This is a genomic window from Streptomyces sp. YKOK-I1 (assembly GCF_054660435.1).
In genome coordinates this window covers 3,317,308-3,342,060 of record NZ_BAAGDR010000001.1, presented here as the reverse complement: position 1 = coordinate 3,342,060, position 24,753 = coordinate 3,317,308, and the positions used below count along the sequence as shown (strand labels likewise).

Here is a 24,753-nt window from a genome sequence, read left to right as displayed (position 1 = left end):
AGGACTCGGGAGGCCATAACGGGTCACACCGATCACGATGGACAGTGGCACGAGAGCCTCAGGAGGTATCCATGGCCTTGGACGCGCACAGCAGGACCGCGGATCCACGTGAGGAACACGTGTCCGGAAACGTCCTCGTCTCCATCGGCGCCCTCCTGCTCGGCATGCTCCTCGCCGCCCTGGACCAGACGATCGTGTCCACCGCCCTGCCCACCATCGTCAGCGATCTGGGCGGTCTCGAGCATCTGAGCTGGGTCGTCACCGCGTATCTGCTCGCGTCGACGGCCGCGACCCCGCTCTGGGGCAAACTCGGCGACCAGTACGGACGCAAGAAGCTCTTCCAGGCCGCGATCGTGCTCTTCCTGATCGCCTCGGCGCTCTGCGGAATGGCGCAAAACATGCCCCAGTTGATCGCCTTCCGGGCGCTCCAGGGCCTCGGCGGCGGCGGGTTGATGGTGCTGTCGATGGCGATCGTCGGCGACATCGTCCCGCCCCGCGAACGCGGCCGCTACCAGGGCCTGTTCGGTGCGGTGTTCGGCACCACCAGCGTCCTCGGCCCGCTGCTCGGCGGCCTGTTCACCGAGCATCTGAGCTGGCGCTGGGTGTTCTACGTCAACCTGCCCGTCGGCGTCGTCGCGCTCGCCGTCATCGCGACCGTCCTGCGCATCCCGCGCAAGGGCACCCGGCACGTCATCGACTACCTCGGCACCCTGCTCATCGCCGCCGTCGCCACCTGTCTGGTCCTGGTCGCCTCCCTCGGCGGCACCACCTGGGACTGGGCCTCGCCGCAGATCGTCGGACTCGCCGTCCTGGGCGTCGCCCTCGCCGCCCTGTTCGTGGCCGTGGAGCGGCGGGCCGCCGAACCGGTCCTCCCGCTCAAGCTGTTCCGCATCCGCACCTTCACGCTCTCCGCCGTCATCAGCTTCATCGTCGGCTTCGCGATGTTCGGCGCGATGACCTATCTGCCGACCTTCCTCCAGGTCGTGCAAGGCGTCTCCCCGACCATGTCCGGGGTGCACATGCTGCCGATGGTGGCCGGCATGCTGCTGTCGTCCACGGGCTCCGGACAGATCGTCAGCCGCACCGGCCGCTGGAAGGTCTTCCCGGTCCTCGGCACCGGTGTCACCACGATCGGCCTGCTCCTGCTGCACCAGCTCGACGAGAACAGCTCCACGGGCGAGATGAGCACCTACTTCTTCGTCTTCGGCCTGGGCCTCGGCCTGGTCATGCAGGTCCTCGTCCTCATCGTGCAGAACGCCGTCGGCTACGAGGACCTCGGCGTCGCCACCTCCGGCGCCACCTTCTTCCGCTCCATCGGCGCCTCCTTCGGCGTCGCCGTCTTCGGCACGGTCTTCGCGAACGGCCTCGGCGACAAGCTCACGGACGCCTTCCGGGGCGCCGACCTCCCCTCCGGCCTCTCGGTGCGGTCCCTGGAGTCCGACCCGCGCGACATCGCCGAACTGCCGTCCTCCCTGCAGCCGCAGGCCCTGCACGCGTACGCGTCCGCCATCACCGACGTCTTCCTGTACGCCGCCCCCGTCGCCCTCCTCGGCTTCGTCCTGGCCTGGTTCCTGAAGGAGGACCCGCTGCGCGGCTCGGTCACCGCGCCCGACGTCACCGAGACCCTCGCCAGCAACCCCGTCGAGCGGTCCTCGTACGACGAGGTGTGCCGGGCGCTGTCCGTCCTCGGCACCCGCGAGGGCCGCCGCGAGGTCTACCGCACGATCACCGCCCGCGCCGGACACGACCTTCTCCCCGCCGCGAGCTGGCTGCTGCTGCGGATGAAGCGGTACGGCAGCGTCGAGCCGGGTGTGCTCGCCGAGCGCACCACCGTCCCGTTCCCGGTGGTCATCGAGGCCGCGCGCCAGATCGAGGAACGCCGTTTCGCCGTACGCGAGGGACTGGACCTGATGCTCACCCCGCAGGGCCGGGAGGTCGCCGAGGACCTGGCCCGGGTTCGGGAGGAGTCGCTGGCGGAACTGCTCGGCGACTGGTGGGGCCCCGACCGGTCCACCGACCTCGCCCAGCTGGTCAGGGAACTCAACGACGAGCTGTGCGGCTCCGACCGCGAACAGCCGCACGAGGGGCGGCCGGAGCCCGGGATCAGATGAGCCGCTTGGTGAACCAGAGCTCGGCGTACGGGTCGTCGTTGTGCCGTGCGGTCTCCGTGTAGCCCTGCCGCGCGTACAGCGCCCGGGCCTCGACCAGGTCGCTGCGGGTGTCCAGGATCATCCGGGTGGCGCCGAGCGCGCGGGCGGCGTCCTCGGCGGCCCGCACCAGCAGCGGCGCCCCGCCCTTCCCGCGCAGCCCCTCCCGTACGAACACCCGCTTCAGCTCGGCGGTCGCCGCGTCCAGCAGCCGCACGCCCGCGCAGCCGCCCGGCTCACCGTCGTAGCGCCCCACCAGCAACCGGCCGCCGGGCGGGGTCAGTTCCGCCCAGGTCCGGGCGGCGATCTCCCGCTCCAGCTCGCCGGGGTCGGTGCGGCGGCCCTCGTGCAGCAGGTACCAGCGGTCGCTGACCTCCGTGTAGTACTCCCGCCAGAGGGCGGCGGCGACGGCGGAGTCGGCGGCTTCCGGGGCTACGGTCCAGGTCATCCGCTCATTCTGCGGACACGGTGCACGGGGCGCGCAACCGGATATGTGTGCCCCCGATGTGCCTCCGGCGAGCCCCCGAGCCCTCGGCGTTCCTTCCGGGGAGCGCCCCGGTGCGGAACCCGTTTGGGAGGGGTCCCACGGGCAACCCGGGACGGAAACCAGGCGAACCGGCCCGCGGGGCCGGCACACCGGAAGGCAACCATGTCCACAGGCGTGATCATCGCTCTGATCGTGGCCGCGGCGGCCGTCGTCGCCGTGGCGGCGGTCCTGGCCGTGCGGGCCCGGGGCGCGCACGGCGGACGGAGCCTGAAGCAGCGCTTCGGGCCCGAGTACGACCGGGCCGTGGCCCGGCACGACGGGGACGTCAAGGCGGCCGAGCGGGAACTCGGCGGGCTTGTGGAGCGGCACGGCGGGCTGCGGGAACGGCCGCTGGAAGCCGCGGAGCGCGAGCGGTTCGAGACCCGTTGGACGGCCGCGCAGGAGCGGTTCGTCGACTCCCCGGGGGAGGCGGTCGCCGAGGCGGACCGGCTCCTCGCCGAGGTGGCCGGCGCCCGCGGTTTCCCGGACGGCACCCGGTACGAGGAGCAGCTCGCCGCGCTCACCGTCCACCACGCCGACCACGTCCACGGCTACCGGCGCGTGCACCGGGCGGCGGGGGTGCGGGCCGGTGTCGGGGGTGGCGGGGACGCCGGGGCTGCCGGAGGCTTGAAGGAGACCGGAGGCCTCGGGGGCGAAGCAGGAGCGGACACGGGGGCGGGCGGGCGGCACAGTTCCGCGCCCGGGACCGAGGACCTGCGGGCCGCCATGGTCGAGGCCCGCGCCCTCTTCGACGACCTGCTGGACCGGCCCCGCCGGCACCTGCGCCAGACGAAGGAAGCGTGAGACACGATGACCGACACGAGCCAGGACGCCAGGGACGCCAGGGACGCCAGGGACGCCCGGGACGACCGGGATCCGCAGGAGGCGGAGAGCCGCCGGCCCCTCACCCCGCTGGAGAAGGCACGGGCGGCCGTGCGCTCCAGTACCGCCGCGCCCGCCCGGGCGGCCCGGCCGGGGGAGACGGCAAAGGCCGCAGAGCCGGGGAAGACGTCCGGGGAGGCCGAGGCGCTGCTGCCGCGGGAGGAGTGCGACGAACTCGCCTCGCGGATGCGGCACGCCGTCGTCGGCTTCGTGGACGGACCCCGGGACGCCGTCGCGGAGGCCGACCACGTACTGGAGGAACTCGCCGAACGCGTCACCGCCGCCGTGAACCGCCGCCGCCGGACCCTGCGCGGCTCCTGGCAGCCCACGGACCGCGAGAGCGAGGCGACGGCGCCCGACACCGAACAGCTCCGGCTGGCCCTGCGCGACTACCGCGAACTGTCGGAACGGCTCCTACACGTGTGACCCGTCACCCGTGGTCCCGTCGGCGGATCCCTTCGCCGCCCGGCGCTCCCGCCACTCCCGTACGACCGCTTCCACGTCGTACGGCTTCATACCCAGCGGGGGGCCGGGCGGCGGCTTGAACATCATGTCCCGGAGCTTGACGTTGACGTCCGTGATGATCTTCCGGACGATGCGCTCCGAGGGCGCCGCGTACGCCGCCGCGAGGGCGTCCTCCGCCTCCTTGCGCAGGGCGAGCGTCGGAGGCAGCACCGAGAGCCCCTCACGGGCCATCTTGCGCTTGATCCACCACAGTTCGTCGTACGTGCTGTCGGTGCCCGGCGGCAACGGCTTCCCCGCGCCCGGCAGTTGATCGAACTCCCCACGCCGTTCGGCGTCACGGATCTGTTTGTCGACCCACGACTCGAACGGGACACCCGGTGGCTTTCGCTCGGTCATGCCTCCATTGTGCCGGACGTGACCGGCCCGGGCGATTTATCATGCCGCCGCTGTGCAAACACTGTTCAGCGGCTTTTCCAGTCGTCATCCAGCCGTCGCATCACGGCTTCATGAAGGAGCGCATGTGCTCGAACTCACCATGGCCACCGTCTCCGGGACGGAAGAGGGCGCCACGGCCGGCATGCTCATGGCCGACGCGCCCAGTGACCCGGGCGCCGTGCTGCGGGTGGGCCGGGACAAGTCCGTGTGCCGTCTCGTGACGCCCGAGGACTGGCTGTTCGTCTCCCGGGTGCACCTGGAGTTCCTGTGCGGCCCCGAGGGCACCTGGCAGGTCTCCTGGCTGCGCGGCTCGCAGGACGAGCCGTCGTCCGAAGTGCGGCTGCTCGTCGGCGAGTACGCCCAGCAGATCGCGTACGGCGGCACGGTACCGCTGCCGCGCGGCGGCTCCGGCGAGATCGTCGTCGTCGACCGCACCGGGCCGCGCAGCGTCAACGTGGGCTTCTACCACGAGATGTAGGTGCTCTCCGGCCGCCGGAAGGGCTACGCCAGGACGCGGGCCAGCGCGAAACCGTCGTAGCCCTTGGCCCCCACCGTCTGGATCGCGGTCCCGCTGAGCCGGGGGTGGGAGCCGATCAGTTCGATCGCGGCGCGGGTGCCCCGGACGTCCCCGTCCGTGCTGCCCGCGTCGACCACCCGGCCGCTCCGTACGACGTTGTCGACGACGATCAGGCTGCCCGTGCTGGTGAGTCTGAGCGCCCACTCCAGGTAGTGGGGGTTGTTGGCCTTGTCGGCGTCGATGAAGACCAGGTCGAACGGCGGCGGGTTCTCGTCGGCCAGCCGGGGCAGCGACTCCAGGGCCGCGCCGACCCGCACCTCCACCACCTTGTCCAGGCCCGCGCGGGCGATGTTGCGCACGGCGACCTCCGCGTGCCGGGGGTCGTACTCCAGGGAGATCAGCCGGCCGTCGGCGGGGAGCGCGCGGGCCAGCCAGATCGTGCTGTAGCCGCCGAGCGTGCCGATCTCCAGGATCGTCCGCGCGCCCTGGATCTCGGCCAGCAGCCGGAGCAGCTTGCCCTGGTTCGCCGTGACGTTGATCCCGGGGAGCCCGGCGGCCTCGCTGTCGCGCAGCGCGGCCGCGGTCACCTCGTCGTCCGGGGCGAGATGGTCGGTGAAGTAGGCGTCGACGGCCTCCCAGACCTGTGACTCGCTCATGCGCTCTGCCTCCCGTGTGCCTGCGACTGATCAGAACCGCTGACCGGTCCTGTCAACGTGCCCCGCCGCGCGCGGGTTCCCGCCCAACGGGCCTCTCCGATTTCCCGCCCCCCGAATTCACCCGTTCGGCTCAGGCGTCACCGGGAGAGTGAAGGGCTTCGGAGCCGCGGGGGAGCGCGGGGGCGCGACGGGCGGGGCCGGGGTCGCGTGCGCGGTCGGCGGATGGGGCGGGGGCGGAGGCGCAGGAGAGGCCTGGGCCTGGGTCTGACGGGCTCGTTGCGGCCACGGCGACCACCGTGGCCGCTGCGCGGACTGCGCGTGACGCGCGCTCGACTGGGGCTGAGGAGTCCGCTGCGGCTCAGGCGGCATGGGAGGCATGGGAGGCATGGGGGTTACGGCCGCCCCGTTCGGGCGGCTCGTGGGCTTCGGTGGGACGCCCGCCGCGGCCGGACGAGCTGTGGGCATCGGAGGCACCGCAGGGACACCGGGCATCGGAGGAACCAGCGGGGTGGTCCGCCCCGGAACCCGAAGCCGCGACCGACCAGCCGCCCCGCCGGGCGCCCCGGCGCGCGCCGCACCCGGCGTCCGTCCTGGAGCTCCGCCGGGCGCCCCGGCCTGTGCCGCGCCCGGGGCTTCACCCGGCACCCCGCTCATCGTCCCGCTCATCGCCCCGCCCGGCCTCCCGGCCTGTGCCGCATCCGGCGCCGAGCCCTGCGATCCACCCGGTGTCCCGCCGGGCGCCCCGGCGCGCGCCGCACCCGGCGTCCGTCCTGGAGCTCCGCCGGGCGCCCCGGCCTGTGCCGCGCCCGGGGCTTCACCCGGCACCCCGCTGATCGTCCCGCTCATCGTCCTGCCCGGCGTCCCGGCCTGTGCCGCATCCGGCGCCGAGCCCTGCGATCCACCCGGTGTCCCGCTCGTCGCCCCGCCGATGGACCCGCTCGTCGCCCCGCCCATGGACCCGCTCGTCGCCCCGCCCTGCGCGGCCGAATGGTGCCCCGACGCGTGGCGGGGCCCCGGTTGGGTGGCTCTGTGGGTGTGGCGTCTGTGGAGGGCGAGGGTGACGGAGGCCGCGGCGGTCGCGACGAGGCCGCCGACCACCGTCAGCAGCCATACCGGTATCCCGAGCACCCTGAGCAGCCGGTCCTCGTAGATCACCTGGCGGAACGTCGTGTCGGCGGCCGCCCGGCGCAGCTCGTGGTCCCCGGAGATCGCCGAGGGGCGCGGGAACTCCTGGGCGACGGCCGTCAGGAACGGCGTGCCCTGCGCCAGCTCACCGAGCGGGCCGCCGGCCGAGGCGCCGACCCGGCCCGCGAAGGTGACACGGGGCCGCTCGCCGCCGATCCGGGCCACCGGTTCCATGCGGTGGGCGGCGAGGACGTACAGGCCCAGCGACTGCGGGGTGGCCGCGAGCCGGGACAGCCGCATCGGGTAGACGGGGGCGTCGGCGGCGAAGGTGAGGTGCAGCGGCTGGAGCTCGCCGTCGAGGACACTGCCGGCGGTCTCGGGGGTCAGCCTGACGGCGACGTACTCCCACCGCCGTTCGACGTACGGCCGCAGCGCGGTCTCGAGGCGGGCCGGGAGCGCGAAGTCGTTCGAGGTCAGCCAGTCGTCCAGGGCGGCGGGATCGGTGGCGGTCAGCCGGGCCACGTCGAACGGCCCGAGCCGCTCCCGGCCGACCACGCCCACCTCGCCGCTGCCGCCCGGCGGGCGCGGCGGGCCGCCCCGGCCGTCCCCGGCGGTCAGCGGCCAGTCGCCGTCCTGCGGCCAGAGGTGGGTACGGGCGCGCTGCACCGGCGCGGTGGCGGTGGCCAGCTGGTCGAACAGCTCCGCGTCCCCGAGCTCCACCGTCGCCCGGTGCGGGACCGGCATGATCCAGGCGGCCCGCTCGGCGTCGCCCCCGACCCGCAGGCTCATCACGATCTGCTCCTGCTTGCCGTCCCAGCGCACCACGGACACCTCGCGGCCGACCGTGAGCTGCCGGCCGTCGCCCGGCACCAGGGCACCGCAGGCGCAGGCGTACGCCGGCGCGACGAGCGACCCGAGCTGGAGCGCCAGCAGCGCCAGGAGGACGGCGGCGACCCGCACGAGCGGCCGCGCCCCGGCGCCCCGCCGCTCCGCGCGCGGTCTCACGCGCCCCCTCGGTGAACCGATCGTGCCGACCAAGCCGCCCATGTGCCGCAGCCCCTCCGTGGGTCCGTCGCCATCCGTCCGTCGTCCGCCGATGCCGGTCAATGCCCGCCGCTGTCCCTCTTCACCACTGTGCGCCTCTTGTGGGTGTACGACTGTCTGCCCGTCCGTTCACCACGCGCAGCCGTCCCGCTGCCCTCAGTGTCGTACGGGCGTACGACGGTACGGTTGAAGCGGGCGTTCCGTTCGTGCGAAGTGCCAGTTCCGGCCGTGCTGTGACCCACATCGCGCCCTGCGGAGGCAACCTCTCCCCCGGCGCACTATCGTCTTCCGGACAAAAGGAGAGTCGACGTCAGGTGAAGCGGGGATGGCCTGCGTCTCTCTCCGGGGGCGGCTCGGGCCTCATAGGGTTCGTTCAGGACACACTCACGCGACGGTGCGTGGGACGCACGGGGCGGGAGGCCGACGAGGCGTGGCGAATGCGGAGCACAGCGGGCGACCGGCGGAGGCCTTCGGGGCGACCGCGGTCGGCACGACGAGGGCGGCACGTCTGCGCGCGGCCCGTCTGGGCCTCTGGATGCTCGCGGCGGTCCTCGCCGTACGCCAGGTGGCCGTCGTCCTCGGCACCCCGCGCGGGGAACGGCTGACGGACCTGGAGACCTGGGTCGGACCCAACGGCGTCCTGCACGTCAACGGCTCGATCTACGACTCCACGCGCTTCACGGGCACCCCTTTCGGGGGACTCGTCCTCAAGCCGCTCACCAAGGCGGCGGAACAGGCCCTCGGCTGGGGGTGGACGTTCGGCACACTGCTCCTGGTCGTCGCCCTCGGCCTGGTGGCCGCGCGCGCCCTGCCACAGCCGGTGAGCAGACGGACGTCCCTGCTCGCCGCGCCCGTCGCGATCAGCCTACTCATGCTGTCGCTGCCGGTGCGCAACACCCTCTGGCTCGGCCAGACCAGCATCATCCCGGTGCTGCTGGTCCTGCTCGGCTGCTTCGTCGTACGCGGCCAGAAGGCGGGCGGCGCGCTGATCGGCCTGGCGGCCGCGCTCCAGCCCCCGGTGCTGCTCTTCGCGGCCCTGCTGTGGTTCACCGGCCGCCGCCGTGCCGCCGCCGCGACCGGTGCGACGTTCGCCGGGGTCACGGCGCTCGCCTGGGCGGCGATGCCGCACGACTCGTACGCCTACTGGGTGCACCACATGGCGGGGGTCGGCCTCGGCGGCAGCGCGGACGCCCTCGCCAACCAGTCCCTGCACGGCGCCCTGCTGCGCCTCGGTCTGACCGGCCCGCTGGAGATCGGCCTGTTCCTGGCGCTCGGCGCGGCCGTCGCCGTCCTCGGCGTACGCCGGGCGGTCCGCTACGCCCGCGACGGCCAGCTCCTGCTGGCGGTGGCCCTCACCGGCTGCGCGGCGATCGCGCTCTCCCCGACGACCTGGCAGCACCAGCTGCTGTGGGTGCTGCTGGCGGTGGTGGGACGGGTCGGCAAACGCGCCTCCGACCGGTACGTCTGGCCGGTCGCCGTCGTCCTCGTCATGACCCTCCCGGCGCGCATGATGCTGCCGAACATGCCGGCGCTCTACCCGCTGCGGGACAACGCCGTCCTGCTGGCGGCCATCGCCGCGGCGACGGCGATCCCGTTCCTCTCCCGCACCTCGCCCTACTACCGGGCCCCGATCCCCACCGAGTACGCGCCCCCGGTCCCGGCGCGGCTGCGCGGGGTCCCGCTGCTGCCGTTCCTCAAGCGCGTCCTGACCCGCCCGAACCTGTTGCTGGAACTGCTCCTCATCCGCGTCACCTACGCGGCGTACCAGCAGGTACGGCTGGCGGCGACCGGCGGCTCGAACTCCGCGGGCCGGGTCCGCGCGGAGGCCCACGGCCAGGAGATCCTCGACCTCGAACGCTTCCTGCACATCGACATCGAGCACACCGTCAACCACTGGGTCGTGGGCGTCGACTGGCTGCGCGGCTTCTTCGACTTCTACTACGAGTCCTTCCACTTCGTCGTCCCGCTGACCGTCCTCGCCGTCCTGTACTGGCGCCGCCCGGTCGACTACCGCTGGGCCCGCGCCTCCCTCGGCTTCGCGACCCTCCTGGCCCTGGTCGGCTTCTGGCTCTACCCCCTGGCCCCGCCGCGCCTGATGCCCGCCCTCGGCGTCATCGACACGGTCCACGGCGTCCAGGACTTCTCCAAGCCCGACTACGGCACCCTCACCGCCCTGACCAACCAGTACGCGGCGATGCCGTCCCTCCACTTCGGCTGGTCCCTGTGGTGCGGCCTGGTCATCGCGATCGTCGCCCCCCGCTGGTGGATGAAGGCCCTCGGCCTGCTGCACCCGTTCTTCACGGTCTCGGCGATCGTCGCGACGGGCAACCACTGGGTCCTGGACGCGGCAGGCGGCGCGGCGGTCGTCCTCGCCGGCTTCGGCCTGTCGTACGTCCTGATGGGCCCGCGCGCCCGCTCGGCGAAACTCCCGGAACGCACGGACCCGGTCCCGGCCACGAAGCACCCCACCCCCAGCGGCTGAGACCGAACCGTTGGCTTACGGCCCGCTCCCCGGAGCGGGCCGGCAGGGCATGTTGCTTGAGGGGAGCCGGACGACCGAGGGGGACGGCCGTATGCGAGCGTCAAAGATCCGCACCGCAGTGCTCCTTCTCCTCCCCCTGCTCGCCGCCCTGGCCACCTCCGGCTGCACCCGCTTCCTCCCCACCCACCCCGTGCCCCCGTCCGTGGGCGCCAGGTTCGACGGCGACACCCTCGTCGTGAAGTTCCCGATGTGCCCCACGGACGAGATCCGCCGCGTCGAGGTCTACGACTGGGACGCGGCCGAGGACGACAATCCCCCCGCCCTGTGGTGGGCCTCCGACCCCACGACATCGGCGATCCGCAAGGACGGCGTGGTCCCCCTCTGGACCGCCGAGGGCTTCACCCACCACGCCACCCCCCTCCCCACCGCCGCGACCACCCTCGACGTCCTCTACACGGCCCCGGACGGCAACGGCCTCGACGGCGTACTCCCTCTGGACGAGATCAAGCCGAGGAAACTCAAGCCGGGCGAGTACTGGACGTCCGACGGCACCATGACGGCGACACAGATCGACGATCAGCTGGACTGCGGGCAGTGACGCACGGGACGGACCGGCGGCGAAGGCTGTGACCAACGCCATACCGAAGTGATGGAACCGTTTTACATTCCCCCTGTTCACAGGTTCTTCACCCGCATTACCTTCTCGCTTCACTGATCAACTTCTGAAGTGAGACCCATGCCGAACAGGCGTGGGGCGCATGGGGTGGGGGCACTCAATGGCAGCTCGGCGTGCGCGTTTGCTGTCCGTGACGGTGGCAGGCACGCTTCTGACGGGCCTGCTGTCAACCATGTCGGTCATGACGCCGCAACAGGCTGTCGCTGCTGCGGGAGACACGACACCGTTGGTGCCGTCGCAGTCGGTGGGCACCGTGCCGTCGCAGCAGGCGGAGGAGCCCGGAGAGGCGCTGCCGGCACCTGAGTGGCCCGACGCCGCCGAGGCGACGGTGGATCTCTCGCAGGCAGCCCCCGGAGATCCGGGCACGGTGACGCCCACCGCGACGTCCGCCGCGGATGCCAGTGACACCCAGGTCGCCGAAGTCGTTGAAGTCGCACCGGCTGCCGACGTTTCCGATACTGCTCCCCAGCTTTCCCGGTCGCAGCTCGCGGGCTCCGAATCGCCTTCTCCGGCCGCAGGCCCGACTGACACGTCCAAGGCGCCCGAGGCTGGATCCGCCTCTGCCGATCCTGAGCAGGACCCCAGCGCTTCGCCGGAACCGTCGGAGTCGACCGCAGACGGCTCCGGGGACGAGTCGGAGACCATCTCGCCGGAGCAGGTCGATGTACGGGTACTCGACAGGCAGGAAGTAGCCCCGGCGGGGGGTATCGGCCTCGGTGTCCAGGTCATCCGTACGGACGGCGTCGCAGCGGTCGGCCAGGTCCAGATCAGTATCGACTACTCGGGCTTCCAGTACGCCTACGGCGGCGACTTCGCCTCTCGGCTCCGGTTGGTGAAGCTGCCCGCATGCGCCTTGCAGACACCAGAGGCCGAGGAGTGCTCGGACCGCGAGTTCGTGCCCGCCGAGAACGACACGGCTGAGGGCACACTCACGGCGACAGTCGTGGCGGAGCCCGACGCCGACGGTCTCTCCACGCAGTTGGACAGCACCTCCAGCTCTGTCTACGCCCTCACCAGCGGCTCCTCCTCCGAGAGCGGTGACTACCGAGCTTCCACGCTCTCTCCGACCGGGTCATGGGATGTGGCGACCGGCTCCGGTGCCTTCACCTACAGCTACCCGTTCAGCCTTCCCACGCCCGCGATGGGCAAGGCGCCGTCCCTGGCCCTGTCCTACAACTCGCAGTCGGTCGACGGCCGCACCTCGGCCTCCAACAACCAGGCGTCCTGGGTCGGCATGGGCTGGGACCTGAACGTCGGCTACATCGAGCGGCGCTACCGCAACTGCTCCGAGGACGGACTGAGGTCGATCGGCGACATGTGCTGGGCGTCGCCCAACAGATCCGTGGAACCCGACGGAGCCATCTACGTCATCAACCTCAACGGGGTGACCTCCACCCTCGTCCAGGATGACAACGGCACCGGCTCCTACCACGTACAGGACGACCCGGGCTGGAGAGTGCAGCACCTGAGCGGAGGGTACGGCGCGGACGACGAGTACTGGGTCATCTCCACCCAGGACGGCCAGCGTTACTACTTCGGCTGGGGCCGCTCCGAACGCTCCGGCGGCGCGACCTCCTCCGTCTTCACCATCCCGGTCGTCGGCAACAACACGGGCGAGCCCTGTTACTCCCAGTTCCCCGAACCGTGCACGCAGGCGTGGCGGTGGAGCCTGGACCGGACCGTGGACGCGAACGAGGTCGAATCGGTCTACTTCTACGACCGGGAGACCAACTACTACCGATCGGTCGCCAACACCGACAAAGCCCGCTCCTACACGGCCAGCGGCTATCTGACCAAGATCGAATATGGGTGGCCCACCCAGATCGCGAGCTCCAAGCCGACCGGCAAGGTCGAATTCACGCACACCGGCCGGTGCGTCGAACGTATGGCGGACGCGGATCCGCTGCGCAGTGAGCCGGATGCCTGCCCCTCGATCGCCTCCAGCCCGTCGTCGTATCCGGACGTGCCCGTCGACCTGCTGTGCAACGGCACTTCCACGGACTACTACTGCGCGGGCAAGACGTACTACCCGACCTTCTTCGGCAAGGACATGCTCTGGGACGTCAAGACCTTCGCGCTGAACACCGGCGCCAATGGCTGGGACCTCGTGCAGCAGTACCAGACCAAGCACGGCCTGCCCAACCCGGACGGAACGGTCGGTAGCACGCTCTGGCTGGACTACCTTCAGCGGGAGACGTACGGCACGGGCGGCGACGTGATCTTCCCGGTCGTCAACTTCAATGGCACCGACCTGGACAACCAGGTCGGCACCGGCGAACTCAACTTCCGCCGCATCAACACCATCCACGGTGATCTGGGCGCCACCACGAGCGTCACGTACGACTCGCCGAACCCGTGCAGCGCGGACGACCTGCCCAGCCAGGCCTCCAATACGAAGGACTGCTACTGGCAGAAGTGGACCCCTGAGGGCGCCACTGCGGCACAGACCGGCTGGTTCAAGAAGTTCTTGGTCAGCAAGGTGACCGTCGACCCGACCGTCACCAGCGACCAGGACGGTGCGCCGGTGATGACCACCACCTACGACTACCAGGGCGGCGCCGGCTGGCGCTTCACCGACGACCCCCTGGTTCCGGACAGTGATGAAACCTGGTCGGACTGGCGGGGCTACCAGCGTGTAGAGGTCACGAACGGCACCGGCACCGTCAAGCACTCCCTGTTCCACTGGCTCTTCCGGGGACTGGACGGCGACCGCACATCCAAGACCGACACGTCAGCCACGCGTTCGGTGTCGGTCACCGACGGCGAGGGCACGTCCTACACCGACTCGCCCTGGTTGCAGAGCCGCACGATAGAGAGCTCCACTCGCGACGACGCCGGCAGCTCGCAGCAGCGAGTGTTCCACCACTACTGGACCCACAACACCTCTCAGTACGACGGCTTGCCCGATGCACGATTCGTGCGGGAGGACCGCACCACGACCGAGACGAAGATCTCCACCGGCTGGCGCACTCACGTCGTCGAGGACGTGTACGACGACGCCTCTTCCACCTCGACCACCTACGGATTGCCGGTGCGCACCGATGACCAGGGTGAACAGAGCGTCTCCGACAACCGCTGCACCACCTACGGCCGCGCATACAACACCGATCTCTACGACGGCAGCAGCATCCAGCGGTGGATGATTCTGGTCGACGAGACGCGTCACTACGCGGAGCGCTGCGACAACCGGGCTGCTGCCAACCAGGACGGATACACGGCCACCCTGTTCGACGGAGCCTCCTCCGTGGACACCAACAAGCCAGTCGACGGCAACGCCACGGAAGTCCGGACGTACACCAAGTCGAGTGCCTACCAGCCCGTCAAATCCGGTTACGACGACGCGGGCCGGGTGATCTGGACCGAGGACGCGAGCAGTAACCGGACCACCACGACCTACAGCCCGGCCAACGTCTGGCCGCTGAACGGCATCACCACGACCACGCCCGACCCGGATGGGCTCGTCACTTCGCGTGGTCCACTCACGACCACGGCGTGGACATCCCGTTACTGGGGGACGGTGACGCAGACCAAGGACGCGAACGGCGACATCACCAAGGTCGTCCTGGACGGCGCGGGTCGCCCCATCGAGGTGTGGAAGCCGACCGAAACCGGCACCTCTCCGTCGCTCAAGTTCGACTACAGCATTCCCACCGCCACCAGCAGTGGTATTCCCGACTCGGTGACCGGTTTCCCCCGCGTGGGCACCCGCACTCTGCAGTCGGGCACCACCTACCTGACTTCCTACGCGTACTCCGACGGCCTCGGAAGAGCCCGCGAAACCCAGGCACCCATCCCCGACGGGACGGATCCGTCCACCGGGGAGGAGGTGCCCAACCGCCAGGTCGCCGTGGTCCGCTACGACTCGTCCGGCAATGTCACCGGTACTTCGGCGGTCTTCCGCAACCAGGGCACCGCGGGCTCCGGCGGCCCGGTCAACCCTGCGATCGAGGACCTGCCGTCCTACACGGAGCTGACCCTGGACTGGGCGGGCCGCACGACGGAATCGCAGATCCTCGTCGGCGACGGCGAGGGAGCCCGGGGCGTTCAGGAGGGCCGGAAGCTGACGGCCTACCACGGTGACTACGTCACGGTCACACCCGCCGCCGCCGATCCCACGGACACGTACACCGACGTCTACGGCCAGACGTCGAAGGTGGTCGAGCACAACGGCAGCTCGGCCTTCACCACGCAGTACGACTACAACGCCACCGGCTTGCTGAAGCAGATCACCGACGCGCGCGGCAACACCACGGCCTACACCTACGACTGGGCCGGTCAGCGCACTCGGGTGGACGACCCGGACGCCGGGATCTCCACCACGGTCTACGACGCCAACGGCCGGGTCGGCACGGCGTCCGGAAACATCGATCCCGACACCGGCACCGCCAAGACGGTCCTGAGCTACCAGTACGACACCCTGGGCCGCCGCATCTCCGTCAACAGCGGTACGACGGAGCTCGCGGCCTGGACCTGGGACGGGCTGGGCGTGTCCGGCGGCAAGGGCCAGATCACGGCGACCACGAGTCACGACACCGACGGCAACACCTACACCGTCAAGTCGAACGGATTCGATGGCCGGGGCAGACCCTTGAGTACCACGGTCACCATCCCGGCAGCCGTCACCGGGTTGGCCGGCGACTACACGACGGCGTACACCTATGACGCCGCGGACCACATCGCCACCGTCACCTACCCCAATGCCGGGGGGCTAGCCGCGGAGACCGTCACGGCCGGCTACACCGCCTACGGGCAGCCCCGCAGCCTCACCTCGGACACCCGGACCTACGTCAGGACGACGGTCTACGACGCCTACGGGCTGCTCACCGACCGTTACTACGGCGCCCCAACGACAGGGCTGACCGGTGTCAGCGCTCAGCGCAGCTACAGCTACGTCCTCGCCAAGGGAACCCGCTGGCTGCGAGGCATTACCACGACCACCTCCGTCGGCCAGTTCACCAGCGAGAAGCAGCAAGACCTCTACGACTACGACTACGACGGCAAGATCACCGGGCTCCAGGAGCTGGCCGCCGGTCAGACCGGGCAGACGCAGTGCTTCCACTACGACGGTCAGGCCCGGCTGACCAACGCCTCCACCCGCGCGGTGGCGGCCTCCTGCTCACTGAACACCACCTCCGACTTCACCGGCGAGGACCCGTACCAGACGGCCTACACGTACGACCGCCTCGGCAACCTCCAGCTCGTCACCGACACGAACGCCACGGGCGAGGTCACCACCCGCGACTACCTCTACCCGGGCTACGACGACACCGACAACTGGACCACCGCGAACGCGGACCAGCCGCACGGCGTCCGCAAGGTCATCACGCAATCCGCCGGCGCCACCACGGTCGAGGACCTCACCTACGACGACGCGGGCCAGATGCTCACACGAGTCGAGACGGCCGGGGACACCAAGGCCACCGACTACACCTGGAGCCGGCTCGGCCAACTGGCCGACGTGAAGACGACCACGTCCAGTGGCAGCGAACTGACCCGTTACGCCTACGACGCCGACGGCAACCTCCTGGTCCGCACCACTCCTGAAGAGACGGTCGCCTACCTCGGTGGTATGGAACTGCGCACCAGCGACGGCACGGCAGCCACCGCCACCCGCTACTACAGCAGCGGCTCGTCCACCGTGGCCATGCGCACCACCACGGGCAACAGCGTCACGGGTGGCAAGCTCTTCTACCTGATGGCCGACCCGCAGGCCTCCACGCAGCTCGTGGTCGACGCCGACACGGGCAAGTCGACTCGCCGCCGCTACACCCCGTTCGGCGACGAGCGTGACGGGAGCCTGCCGACGGGGACGGACAGCGGTTTCCTGGGCAAGACGGAAGACACCAGTACGGGCCTGTCCCTCCTCGGAGCCCGCGCCTACGATCCCCGGCTCGCCCGGTTCCTCAGCCCGGACCCGCTCAGCACCCCGTACATCCCGCAGAACCTCTCCGCATACAGCTACAGCGAAAACGATCCGGTCAACCGGATGGATCCGACAGGGCTGGAGAGCTGCAACCCGTTCGACTGCTCAGGGGAGGAAGGGGATTACCCGACCTACACGGATGACCCGATTCCGTCGGACCCCGTGGTCACCGATCTGGGAGACGGAGCCGCGCCCCCGCCCAGTTCGGACCTGGGCAAGGACTACCTCGGTGGCGACGGCCTCCCGAGCGTCGGCCAGATGAAGAACCTCGGCACCTACATGCCGAACGTCAGCGACGAGCTGAACTACGAGCTGTACTTCCGTGAGCGCTGCACGTTCAGCCAGGGCGTCGACATGTCCTGCAAGAACCTCATGGACTACTACGGGGGCTGGGCCCACGTAAAAAGCATCGACACGGTCAACACCTGCCCGATATGCGGCAACGTCGGTTTCGACATCATCCTGCAGTACGCCCTCGGGCGTGGCGGAAAGGTGTGCTTCAAGAACAGCTTCACGCCGGAGACCGAAGTCCTGATGGCGGACGGCACGAGCAAGCCGATCAAGGACGTCGAGGTCGGCGAAAAGATCATCGCCACGGACCCGGAGTCCGGAACGACTGAGGAGCGTACAGTCCTCGCCACCATCGTCACCGATGAGGACAAGGACTTCACGGAAGTCGGAGTGGCAACAGAGGACGGTCCCGCCGAGATCGTCGCAACCGATCATCATCCGTTCTGGTCGCCCTCCGAGCACGCCTGGCTCGATACGGGTGCTCTGCGGCCCGGCATGACCCTGAGGACGGACCACGGAGACGTGGTTACCGTCGACGCGGTGTCCGCGTTCCACCGGCAGCAGGAAACCCGCAACCTGACCGTCGACGGTTTCCACACGTACTATGTGCTCGCGGGCAAGACTCCGGTACTCGTTCACAACGGCAACTGCTCCATCGGCTCGGTGGCCGGGCCTGCCGGAGAGGTATTGCCGCTGCCCAAGGGGGCCGCCGGCACACCGGTCGCCACGGGTAAGGGCTGGGTTTACGATATTCCGACCGGAACCAAGGGCCTCGATCCTCGGGTGGTGCAAGTTCGGGTGATGGATCCTGTCACCACCGGAAAATATCAGTACCCGAAGGGTTATGTGGTGTACATGAATAAAGCAGGCCAGTCAGTAAATCCCTTGACCGGGCAGACGGTCAGTAAGGCTGACCCCTACAACCACATCCCGATCCCATGATTTCGATAGATGACCTCATCCATGCCAGGCCGTATTCTGCAGTTATCGACCCGGTTGAAGTGGATCCCCTGCGAGAGGTGGATGCGCTGCAAGAGGTGCAGTTGCTCGACTCCCGGGTGTCCCATTTGACCGCCACGGCCGGTCTTCTTTTCGAACTGCGCACCTCCTTGCAGTTTGAAGTAGGGAATTCGGCGCTGTTGGTGGTCCGCGGTCTTCGCTCGTTCCACTGGAACTCGCCGACACGGCACGTTCCCCTCGCGGCGTTTACGGTTGTGTCCAGTGTTCCGGATCGATTGGGTGAATCTATTCGTACAAGATTCGATTTCTTTCCTGAGGCGCACCTCACGGTATCGGGTGATCTGGCAGAGTTTTATGTGCTTGAAGCTGAAGGGATCGGCGACGTGCCGCCCGACTATTCAGATATGAGCCTAAAGCAGGTGCGAGAAGCCTTGCCGTCTTGGTCCTCTGCATGCAACCTGCTTCAGGCGTCGATGTCACGCTGAGGTGGTTACCTGACGGCCACAGGAGGTCGTATGACCTCGCTGAAGAGTGAGGCTCTCACTGGCTGCCAAAGAGCTCTGGCTGCGCTTGGTTTCCGCAAGTGTTGCGGTTCCCTCCTGCGGGATGGCGGGGAGGGGGCGAGCGGATGGATCGGGCTCAATGTGGCCACGTATGGCCTTCCGGCTTTCTTGGGGGTCAATCCGGTCGTGGGTGTGCGATTCGATCGGCTTGACGAAGTGATGCGTGCGCTGCGGGACGATCTTCCGAAGGAGCCGATGCCGGTTATTTCGAAGTCGCTCGGGTATCTCATGCCGGAAAATTCATTCCGCCTTTGGGAATTTCGGCAGGGTGGGGATGTCCAGAGTGTGGCCGAGTCGATGGCCCGCGCCGTGAGTGAGTACGGTGAACCTTTTATCAAGAAATATTCGGAGTGGGTGAACTTCTCGCGTGATCTGGAGGCTCCAGGGCTTCTGATGGAACATGAGAGGGCCAAGGTTCTTCCTGTCGTGCGTGCGCTGGACGGGCGCGTCGAGGTGGCCAGGGGGATGGTGGTGGATGAACTGGCGCGTATCTCAGGCATGAGTGACGTGTACGCGCAGTCGTATCGAGCATTCGCGGAAAAGTTCCTCGACCGTTTTGAGTGACTGGGTGTCCGTGGGTCTCAACACTCGAGCCACACCGTCTTTCCGCCCCCGGGTGTCGGCGACACGCCCCACTTGTCGACCAGAGCGCCCAGGAGGAAGAGGCCGCGTCCCGTTTCCGAATCCGGGTCCAAGGTGAGGGGTCGGGCGGGGAGTTCGGCGTGGTAGTCCGTCACCTCCACCCGGACTCCCTCAGGCTGCTTCAGCAGGAGCAACTCGCAGCGACGGTCCGGGACGTGGCGGTAGACGTTGGCGACCAGTTCTGTCGTCGCCAACTCGACGGATTCCGTGAGGGGTTCGAGCTCCCAGTCCTTGAGGAATCTGCGGATGATGCGGCGGACGTGGCCAGCCGAGTGCGCGCCGACGGTGAGGGTCATGCGGTATTGCGTGGGGATCGGCGGGGTGTAGGTGGAGGGGAGTTGTCCGTTCACGGGACGAGCGTGACCTGTCGTGACTACCCTGGGCTACCGAACGAATGCAACGCGTGCCGTCGTGAGAGGGGACTCCCCGTGGTCCACATCAACGTCCTCGACCCTGGTGCTTCGCCCCTCGACTACTACGGTTTCGAGCTGCGCCGGTTGCGGGAGGAGGCTGGGCTCACGCAACGGCAGTTGGGCGATGTGCTCAACTACACCGGCTCGCTGGTGGGGCAGATCGAGACCGCGCGGAAGGTTCCCACGCCCGAGTTCAGTGAGCGGGTGGATGCGGCGCTCGTGACCGGTGGGTTCTTCACTCGGCTCGTCCACCTTGTGCTTCGCAGTCAACTTCCGGCTTGGTTCAGGCAGACCGCTGAGCTGGAAGCGCGGGCCGTCGAGATCTGCGTCTTCCAGGCCAACATCGTGCATGGTTTGCTCCAGACGCGAGCGTATGCGCGTGCCGTCCTTGGCGTGCTCGACGAGAACGACCTCGATGACCGGGTCACGGTCCGACTCGCTCGCCAGCGCATCTTCGAGAAGAACGACCCGCCGGTCTTCTGGGTTGTACTCACTGAGGGAGTGCTGCACCAGGAGATCGGCGGCCGAGAGGTCATGCGCGAGCAACTGGCGCACCTGTTGTCGTTCGAGCGGAATCCCCGGATCAACATCCAGGTGCTGCCCTTCTCCGTCGGCGCGCACGCGGGGTCGCAAGGCTCGTTCAACCTCTACCGGTTCGCTGGCGACCCGACCATCGTCTATACGGAGGGCTACGGCAGCGGACATCCGACCGCGAACTCGGACACCGTCAAGGACTGTTCACTCCGTTACGATCATCTCCGAGCCGCCGCGCTCTCGCTCAAGGACTCGGCGGAGTTGATCCGGCGGGTGAGGGAGGAGCGCTATGGAGAGCACCTGGCGTAAGTCGTCCTACAGTGGTGACCAGGGCGGTGATTGTGTAGAGGTCAGCGAGTACTCCTCCACCACCGTCGCCGTCCGCGACTCCAAGAACCCGGCGGGCCCGATCCTCACCCTCCGGCCCGCCGCGTTCTCGGAGTTCCTCTCCTGGACCGCGGACCTCACAGCCGCTGGATGATCGTCCCCGTCGCCACCGCGCCCCCCGCGCACATCGTGATCAGGGCGAACTCCTTGTCCGTGCGCTCCAGTTCGTGCAGGGCCGTGGTGATGAGGCGGGCGCCCGTCGAGCCGACCGGGTGGCCCAGGGCGATCGCGCCGCCGTTGACGTTGACCTTGTCGAGGTTCTGGTCGAAGACCTTCGCCCAGGACAGGACCACCGAGGCGAAGGCCTCGTTGATCTCGATCAGGTCGATGTCCTTCAGCGTCATGCCCGCCTTGCCGAGGACCGCGCGGGTCGCGTCGATCGGGCCGTCCAGGTGGAAGTGGGGGTCCGCGCCGACCAGGGTCTGGGCGACGATGCGGGCCCTCGGCTTCAGTTTCAGGGCTCGTGCCATGCGTTTCGACGCCCACATGATGGCCGCCGCTCCGTCGCTGATCTGTGAGGAGTTGCCGGCCGTGTGGACGGCCGTCGGCATGATGGGCTTCAGGCCCGCGAGTGCTTCGGCCGTGGTGTCGCGCAGGCCCTCGTCCCGGTCCACCAGGCGCCACATGCCCTGGCCTGCCGCCTGTTCCTCCTCCGTCGTGGGGACCTGGACCGCGAAGGTCTCCTTCTTGAAGCGCTCCTCCGACCAGGCCACAGCGGCGCGTTGTTGCGACAGCAGGCCGAGCCGGTCGACGTCCTGCCTCGTCAGACCCCGGTGGCGCGCGATGCGTTCCGCCGCCTCGAACTGGTTCGGCAGGTCTACGTTCCATTCGTCCGGGAACGGTTTGCCCGGGCCGTGCTTCGAGCCCGAGCCCAGGGGGACCCGGGACATCGCCTCCACGCCGCAGCTGATGCCGACGTCGATGACGCCCGCCGCGATCATGTTCGCCGTCATGTGCGACGCCTGCTGCGAGGAGCCGCACTGGCAGTCGACCGTCGTCGCCGGGGTCTCGTAGGGAAGGCCCATGGTCAGCCAGGCCGTGCGGGCCGGGTTCATGGACTGTTCGCCGGCATGGGTCACCGTGCCGCCGACGATCTGTTCGACCGCGTCGGCGGGGATGCCGGTGCGGCCGAGGAGCTCGCGGTAGGTCTCGCCCAGGAGGTAGGCGGGGTGAAGGTTGGCCAGCGCGCCGCCGCGCTTGCCGATGGGGGTGCGGACTGCTTCCACGATCACGGGTTCGGCGGCCATGGGTGCGGATCCTCCTCCGAGGAACTAGTACGTGTTCTAGTTCTTCCGAGCAGTCTGCGGACGTGATGTGCGTCACCGCAAGGGTCTTGCAGCCTTCAGTGGTCTGAACTACCTTCTCGGCAATCTATTTCTGATGAACCGTCAGAAAAGCTGCCCTCTGGCTGGAGCTGCCGATGCCCTGTCCAGCGCTTCCCGACGGGTTCGACTTCACCGACCCCGACCTGCTGCAACACCGTGTGCCCCTGCCCGAGTTCGCCGAACTGCGGCGCGCCGAACCGGTCCGCTGGATCCCGCAGTCGGGCAATGCCGCCGGCTTCCAGGACGAGGGGTACTGGGCCGTCACCCGGCACGCGGATGTGAAGTACGTGTCCACGCACCCCGAGATCTTCTCCTCCTACCTCAACACCGCGATCATCCGCTTCAACGAGCACATCCAGCGGGAGTCGATCGACGCCCAGCGGTTCATCATGCTCAACATGGACCCGCCCGAGCACACGCGCGTACGGCAGATCGTGCAGCGAGGGTTCACCCCCCGGGCCATCCGGGGGCTGGAGGACCGGCTGCGGCTGCGGGCCCGGGACATCGCCGCGGGCGCCGGTGCGCACGAGGGCCCCTTCGACTTCGTCACCTCCGTCGCCTGTGAGCTGCCCCTTCAGGCCATCGCCGAGCTGATCGGCATCCCCCAGGACGACCGCGCCAAGATCTTCGAGTGGTCCAACAAGATGATCGCGTACGACGATCCCGAGTACGCCATCACGGCCGAGGTCGGCCAGCAGTCCGCCGCCGAGCTGATCTCGTACGCGATGAACATGGCGGCGGAGCGGAAGCAGTGCCCGGCGCATGACATCGTCAGCACCCTCGTGGCCGCCTCGGACGAGGGGAACCTCAACTCCGACGAGTTCGGGTTCTTCGTGCTCATGCTCGCCGTCGCGGGCAATGAGACGACCCGCAACGCGATCACGCACGGGATGCACGCCTTCCTCACCCACCCCGAGCAGTGGGAGCTGTACAAGGAGCGCCGGCCCGAGACCGCCGCCGAGGAGATCGTGCGCTGGGCCACCCCCGTCGTCTCCTTCCAGCGCACCGCCACCCAGGACACCGAACTCGGCGGCAAGCAGATCAGGAAGGGCGACCGGGTCGGGATCTTCTACGCCTCCGCCAATCACGACCCCGAGGTGTTCGACCGGCCCGACGAGTTCGATGTGCTGAGGGATCCCAATCCCCATCTCGGGTTCGGCGGCGGCGGGCCGCACTTCTGCCTCGGCAAGTCGCTCGCCGTCCTGGAGATCAACCTGATCTTCAACGCGGTTGCCGACGCCCTGCCGGGGCTGCGGCTCGTCGAGGATCCGCGCCGGCTGCGGTCGGCCTGGATCAACGGGGTGAAGGAGCTGCGGGTCGCCGCGGGCTGAGCCGGTCCAGGAAGTCCGCGATCAGCGGGGCGATCTCCGGCAGATGGGTCTCCAGCGCGAAGTGCCCGGTGTCGAAGAGGCGCAGTTCGGCGTCGGGCAGGTCGCGCAGATAGGCACACGCCCCGGGTCGGCCCCAGTGGTCCCGGCGCGGGCGCGCACTCACTCCTTCCCGGACGCCAGCAGTGCCAGCACCCCGGAGGTCACCGCCGCGACGAGCAGGGGGAGCGCGATGCCGTGGTGCAGGACCAGGGCCGCGCCCAGGACGGCTCCGGCGAACATCGCGACCACGGCCGCCGTACGACGGAAGGTGTGGCTGCCCGGGCCGCCGCCCGCGTGCGAGTCGGAGGCCAGGCCGGTCAGGGTCATGGTCAGCACGGTGGTCGTGGTGAGGGCGGGCACGGCGAGTTTCTGGACGATCGCGTTGCGCAGGCCCATCGCGTAGGCGGTGAGCGCGATCACCGCGTAGATCCGGACCCGCCCGTGCTCGGCGGTGACGAAGGCGACGGCCGAGGCGGCGGCCAGCAGGACGGCCTCGGCGGCGAACGTGACCCGGGCCAGAGTGCGGCGGGAGACGTCGCCGACCCGCCGGACGACCCGGCCGCCCGTCGCCGCGCCCGCCAGGAAGAAGGCCAGGGAGGTCGCGGTGTGGCGGGCGGAGAAGCCGGGGGCGCCCGCGGCGGCGAACCCGAGGACGACCACGTTGCCCGTCATGTTCGCGGTGAAGACATGGCCGAGGCCGAGATAGCTGATCGCGTCGATCAGACCGCTGACCGCGGTCAGGGTGAGCAGGACGGGAGTGAGGCGGGCGCCGCGCGCCTCGGGGTCCTTCGCGGCGGGCTCGGTGGTCACCGGCCCAGTGGACCACGCCGATGTGGGGAAACGGCGAAGGCGGCGGTCCCCGGAGATCGGGGAGCGCCGCCTTCGTGGGTCGCGCGGGGGGTGTGGCTCAGTACCAGCCGTTGGCCTGCCAGAAGTTCCAGGCGGCGGCGGGGCTGCCGTAGCGGGAGTTCATGTAGTCCAGGCCCCACTTGATCTGGGTGGCGGCGTTGGTCTTCCAGTCGGAGCCGGCGGAGGCCATCTTGGAGCCGGGGAGGGCCTGGACGAGGCCGTAGGCGCCGGAGGAGGAGTTGGTGGCGCTGACGTTCCAGTTGCTCTCGTGCTGGACGATGTGGGAGAAGGCGGCGTACTGGCCGGCGTCCGGGATCATCTTGTGCGCGATCGCCTGGGCCTGGGAGGCGCTGCTCACGGTGGCCGCGTGGGCCGGTGCCGCGGTCATGGCGATGCCGGCGGTGGCGGCGGCCAGGGCGACGGTGGTGAGGGCCTTCTTCGGGGCGGCGATGCGGCGGATGATCGAGACAGACACGCGGGAACCTTTTTCTTCGGGAGCAGATGCGGTCGCGGTGTGCTGCGGCGGACTGCCCGCATGCGT

20 protein-coding genes and 1 pseudogene are annotated in these 24,753 nt (G+C 69.4%); 12 read left to right on the top strand and 9 right to left on the bottom strand.

Annotated elements, in window-relative coordinates:
• Nucleotides 1-71 precede the first annotated feature (71 nt).
• Nucleotides 72-2,111: an MDR family MFS transporter gene (locus ACYQ8Q_RS14435; protein ID WP_460065074.1), complete on the top strand. Its 2,040-nt coding sequence runs from the start codon at nt 72-74 to the stop codon at nt 2,109-2,111.
• On the opposite strand, the gene ACYQ8Q_RS14430 is transcribed toward ACYQ8Q_RS14435, so the two are convergent.
• Nucleotides 2,104-2,595 carry a GNAT family N-acetyltransferase gene (locus ACYQ8Q_RS14430; protein WP_460065072.1) on the bottom strand — a complete coding sequence of 164 codons (492 nt, stop codon included), beginning with the start codon at nt 2,593-2,595 and terminating at the stop codon, nt 2,104-2,106. The two genes, ACYQ8Q_RS14435 and ACYQ8Q_RS14430, sit on opposite strands and share 8 nt — an antisense overlap.
• A gap of 201 nt (nt 2,596-2,796) precedes the next feature.
• On the opposite strand from ACYQ8Q_RS14430, the gene ACYQ8Q_RS14425 reads away from it, so the two are divergent.
• Nucleotides 2,797-3,477 carry a hypothetical protein gene (locus ACYQ8Q_RS14425; RefSeq protein WP_460065071.1) on the top strand — a complete coding sequence of 227 codons (681 nt, stop codon included), beginning with the start codon at nt 2,797-2,799 and terminating at the stop codon, nt 3,475-3,477.
• Nucleotides 3,478-3,483: 6 nt separating this feature from the next.
• The gene (locus tag ACYQ8Q_RS14420; protein WP_460065069.1) at nt 3,484-3,981 is read left to right on the top strand and encodes a hypothetical protein; all 498 of its coding nucleotides are present in this window, start codon (nt 3,484-3,486) and stop codon (nt 3,979-3,981) included.
• On the opposite strand, the gene ACYQ8Q_RS14415 is transcribed toward ACYQ8Q_RS14420, so the two are convergent.
• A complete protein-coding gene (locus tag ACYQ8Q_RS14415) occupies nt 3,970-4,416 on the bottom strand; it encodes a DnaJ family domain-containing protein (RefSeq protein ID WP_460065068.1) in 447 nt (148 codons plus the stop codon). The genes ACYQ8Q_RS14420 and ACYQ8Q_RS14415 overlap by 12 nt on opposite strands.
• A 124-nt stretch (nt 4,417-4,540) precedes the next feature.
• Here ACYQ8Q_RS14415 and ACYQ8Q_RS14410 point away from each other — a divergent pair, with 124 nt between their 5' ends.
• Nucleotides 4,541-4,933: a hypothetical protein gene (locus ACYQ8Q_RS14410; RefSeq protein WP_133909798.1), complete on the top strand. Its 393-nt coding sequence runs from the start codon at nt 4,541-4,543 to the stop codon at nt 4,931-4,933.
• Between the two features lie 23 nt (nt 4,934-4,956).
• On the opposite strand, the gene ACYQ8Q_RS14405 is transcribed toward ACYQ8Q_RS14410, so the two are convergent.
• Nucleotides 4,957-5,628: an O-methyltransferase gene (locus tag ACYQ8Q_RS14405; RefSeq protein ID WP_460065066.1), complete on the bottom strand. Its 672-nt coding sequence runs from the start codon at nt 5,626-5,628 to the stop codon at nt 4,957-4,959.
• Nucleotides 5,629-5,745: 117 nt separating this feature from the next.
• Entirely contained in the window at nt 5,746-7,758 is a 2,013-nt protein-coding gene (locus ACYQ8Q_RS14400; protein ID WP_460065064.1) for a DUF2330 domain-containing protein, read from the bottom strand.
• 469 nt (nt 7,759-8,227) lie between these two features.
• Between ACYQ8Q_RS14400 and ACYQ8Q_RS14395 the strand changes: the two genes are divergently transcribed.
• The 5 genes from ACYQ8Q_RS14395 to ACYQ8Q_RS14375 all read left to right on the top strand — a co-directional run bounded on the left by ACYQ8Q_RS14395 (nt 8,228) and on the right by ACYQ8Q_RS14375 (nt 19,256).
• Nucleotides 8,228-10,279, top strand: coding sequence for a bifunctional glycosyltransferase 87/phosphatase PAP2 family protein (locus ACYQ8Q_RS14395; protein ID WP_460065063.1), 2,052 nt, complete (start codon nt 8,228-8,230; stop codon nt 10,277-10,279).
• A 91-nt stretch (nt 10,280-10,370) separates the two neighbouring features.
• Nucleotides 10,371-10,877 (top strand): hypothetical protein, encoded by a 507-nt coding sequence (locus tag ACYQ8Q_RS14390; protein WP_460065061.1) that lies wholly within the window; start codon nt 10,371-10,373, stop codon nt 10,875-10,877.
• Nucleotides 10,878-11,787: 910 nt separating this feature from the next.
• Nucleotides 11,788-18,111: an RHS repeat-associated core domain-containing protein gene (locus tag ACYQ8Q_RS14385; protein WP_460065059.1), complete on the top strand. Its 6,324-nt coding sequence runs from the start codon at nt 11,788-11,790 to the stop codon at nt 18,109-18,111.
• Nucleotides 18,108-18,614 (top strand): hypothetical protein, encoded by a 507-nt coding sequence (locus tag ACYQ8Q_RS14380; protein ID WP_460065057.1) that lies wholly within the window; start codon nt 18,108-18,110, stop codon nt 18,612-18,614. Before ACYQ8Q_RS14385 ends, ACYQ8Q_RS14380 begins: the two co-directional genes overlap by 4 nt.
• A 30-nt stretch (nt 18,615-18,644) precedes the next feature.
• Entirely contained in the window at nt 18,645-19,256 is a 612-nt protein-coding gene (locus ACYQ8Q_RS14375) for a hypothetical protein (protein WP_460065055.1), read from the top strand.
• 17 nt (nt 19,257-19,273) lie between these two features.
• Here ACYQ8Q_RS14375 and ACYQ8Q_RS14370 read toward each other — a convergent pair whose 3' ends face one another.
• A complete protein-coding gene (locus tag ACYQ8Q_RS14370; protein ID WP_460065053.1) occupies nt 19,274-19,684 on the bottom strand; it encodes an ATP-binding protein in 411 nt (136 codons plus the stop codon).
• 78 nt (nt 19,685-19,762) lie between these two features.
• Here ACYQ8Q_RS14370 and ACYQ8Q_RS14365 point away from each other — a divergent pair, with 78 nt between their 5' ends.
• Together ACYQ8Q_RS14365 and ACYQ8Q_RS14360 are read left to right on the top strand one after the other, a co-directional pair.
• Nucleotides 19,763-20,590: a helix-turn-helix domain-containing protein gene (locus ACYQ8Q_RS14365; protein ID WP_460065050.1), complete on the top strand. Its 828-nt coding sequence runs from the start codon at nt 19,763-19,765 to the stop codon at nt 20,588-20,590.
• Nucleotides 20,571-20,762, top strand: a complete 192-nt coding sequence (locus ACYQ8Q_RS14360; RefSeq protein ID WP_460065048.1) for a DUF397 domain-containing protein — start codon at nt 20,571-20,573, stop codon at nt 20,760-20,762. Before ACYQ8Q_RS14365 ends, ACYQ8Q_RS14360 begins: the two co-directional genes overlap by 20 nt.
• Here ACYQ8Q_RS14360 and ACYQ8Q_RS14355 read toward each other — a convergent pair.
• On the bottom strand, nt 20,746-21,915 hold the full coding sequence (locus ACYQ8Q_RS14355; protein ID WP_460065047.1) for a steroid 3-ketoacyl-CoA thiolase: 1,170 nt from the start codon (nt 21,913-21,915) through the stop codon (nt 20,746-20,748). The genes ACYQ8Q_RS14360 and ACYQ8Q_RS14355 overlap by 17 nt on opposite strands.
• Before the next feature lie 173 nt (nt 21,916-22,088).
• On the opposite strand from ACYQ8Q_RS14355, the gene ACYQ8Q_RS14350 reads away from it, so the two are divergent.
• Nucleotides 22,089-23,324 carry a cytochrome P450 gene (locus ACYQ8Q_RS14350; RefSeq protein WP_460065045.1) on the top strand — a complete coding sequence of 412 codons (1,236 nt, stop codon included), beginning with the start codon at nt 22,089-22,091 and terminating at the stop codon, nt 23,322-23,324.
• On the opposite strand, the pseudogene ACYQ8Q_RS14345 reads toward ACYQ8Q_RS14350, so the two are convergent.
• From ACYQ8Q_RS14345 to ACYQ8Q_RS14335, 3 genes and pseudogenes are all read right to left on the bottom strand, one after another.
• Nucleotides 23,287-23,451: pseudogene (locus ACYQ8Q_RS14345) on the bottom strand (alpha/beta hydrolase); the annotation flags it as partial. The gene ACYQ8Q_RS14350 and the pseudogene ACYQ8Q_RS14345 sit on opposite strands and share 38 nt — an antisense overlap.
• 32 nt (nt 23,452-23,483) lie before the next feature.
• Nucleotides 23,484-24,173, bottom strand: coding sequence for a YoaK family protein (locus tag ACYQ8Q_RS14340; RefSeq protein WP_460065043.1), 690 nt, complete (start codon nt 24,171-24,173; stop codon nt 23,484-23,486).
• Between the two features lie 97 nt (nt 24,174-24,270).
• Nucleotides 24,271-24,687 carry an aggregation-promoting factor C-terminal-like domain-containing protein gene (locus ACYQ8Q_RS14335; protein WP_460060929.1) on the bottom strand — a complete coding sequence of 139 codons (417 nt, stop codon included), beginning with the start codon at nt 24,685-24,687 and terminating at the stop codon, nt 24,271-24,273.
• Nucleotides 24,688-24,753 lie beyond the last annotated feature (66 nt).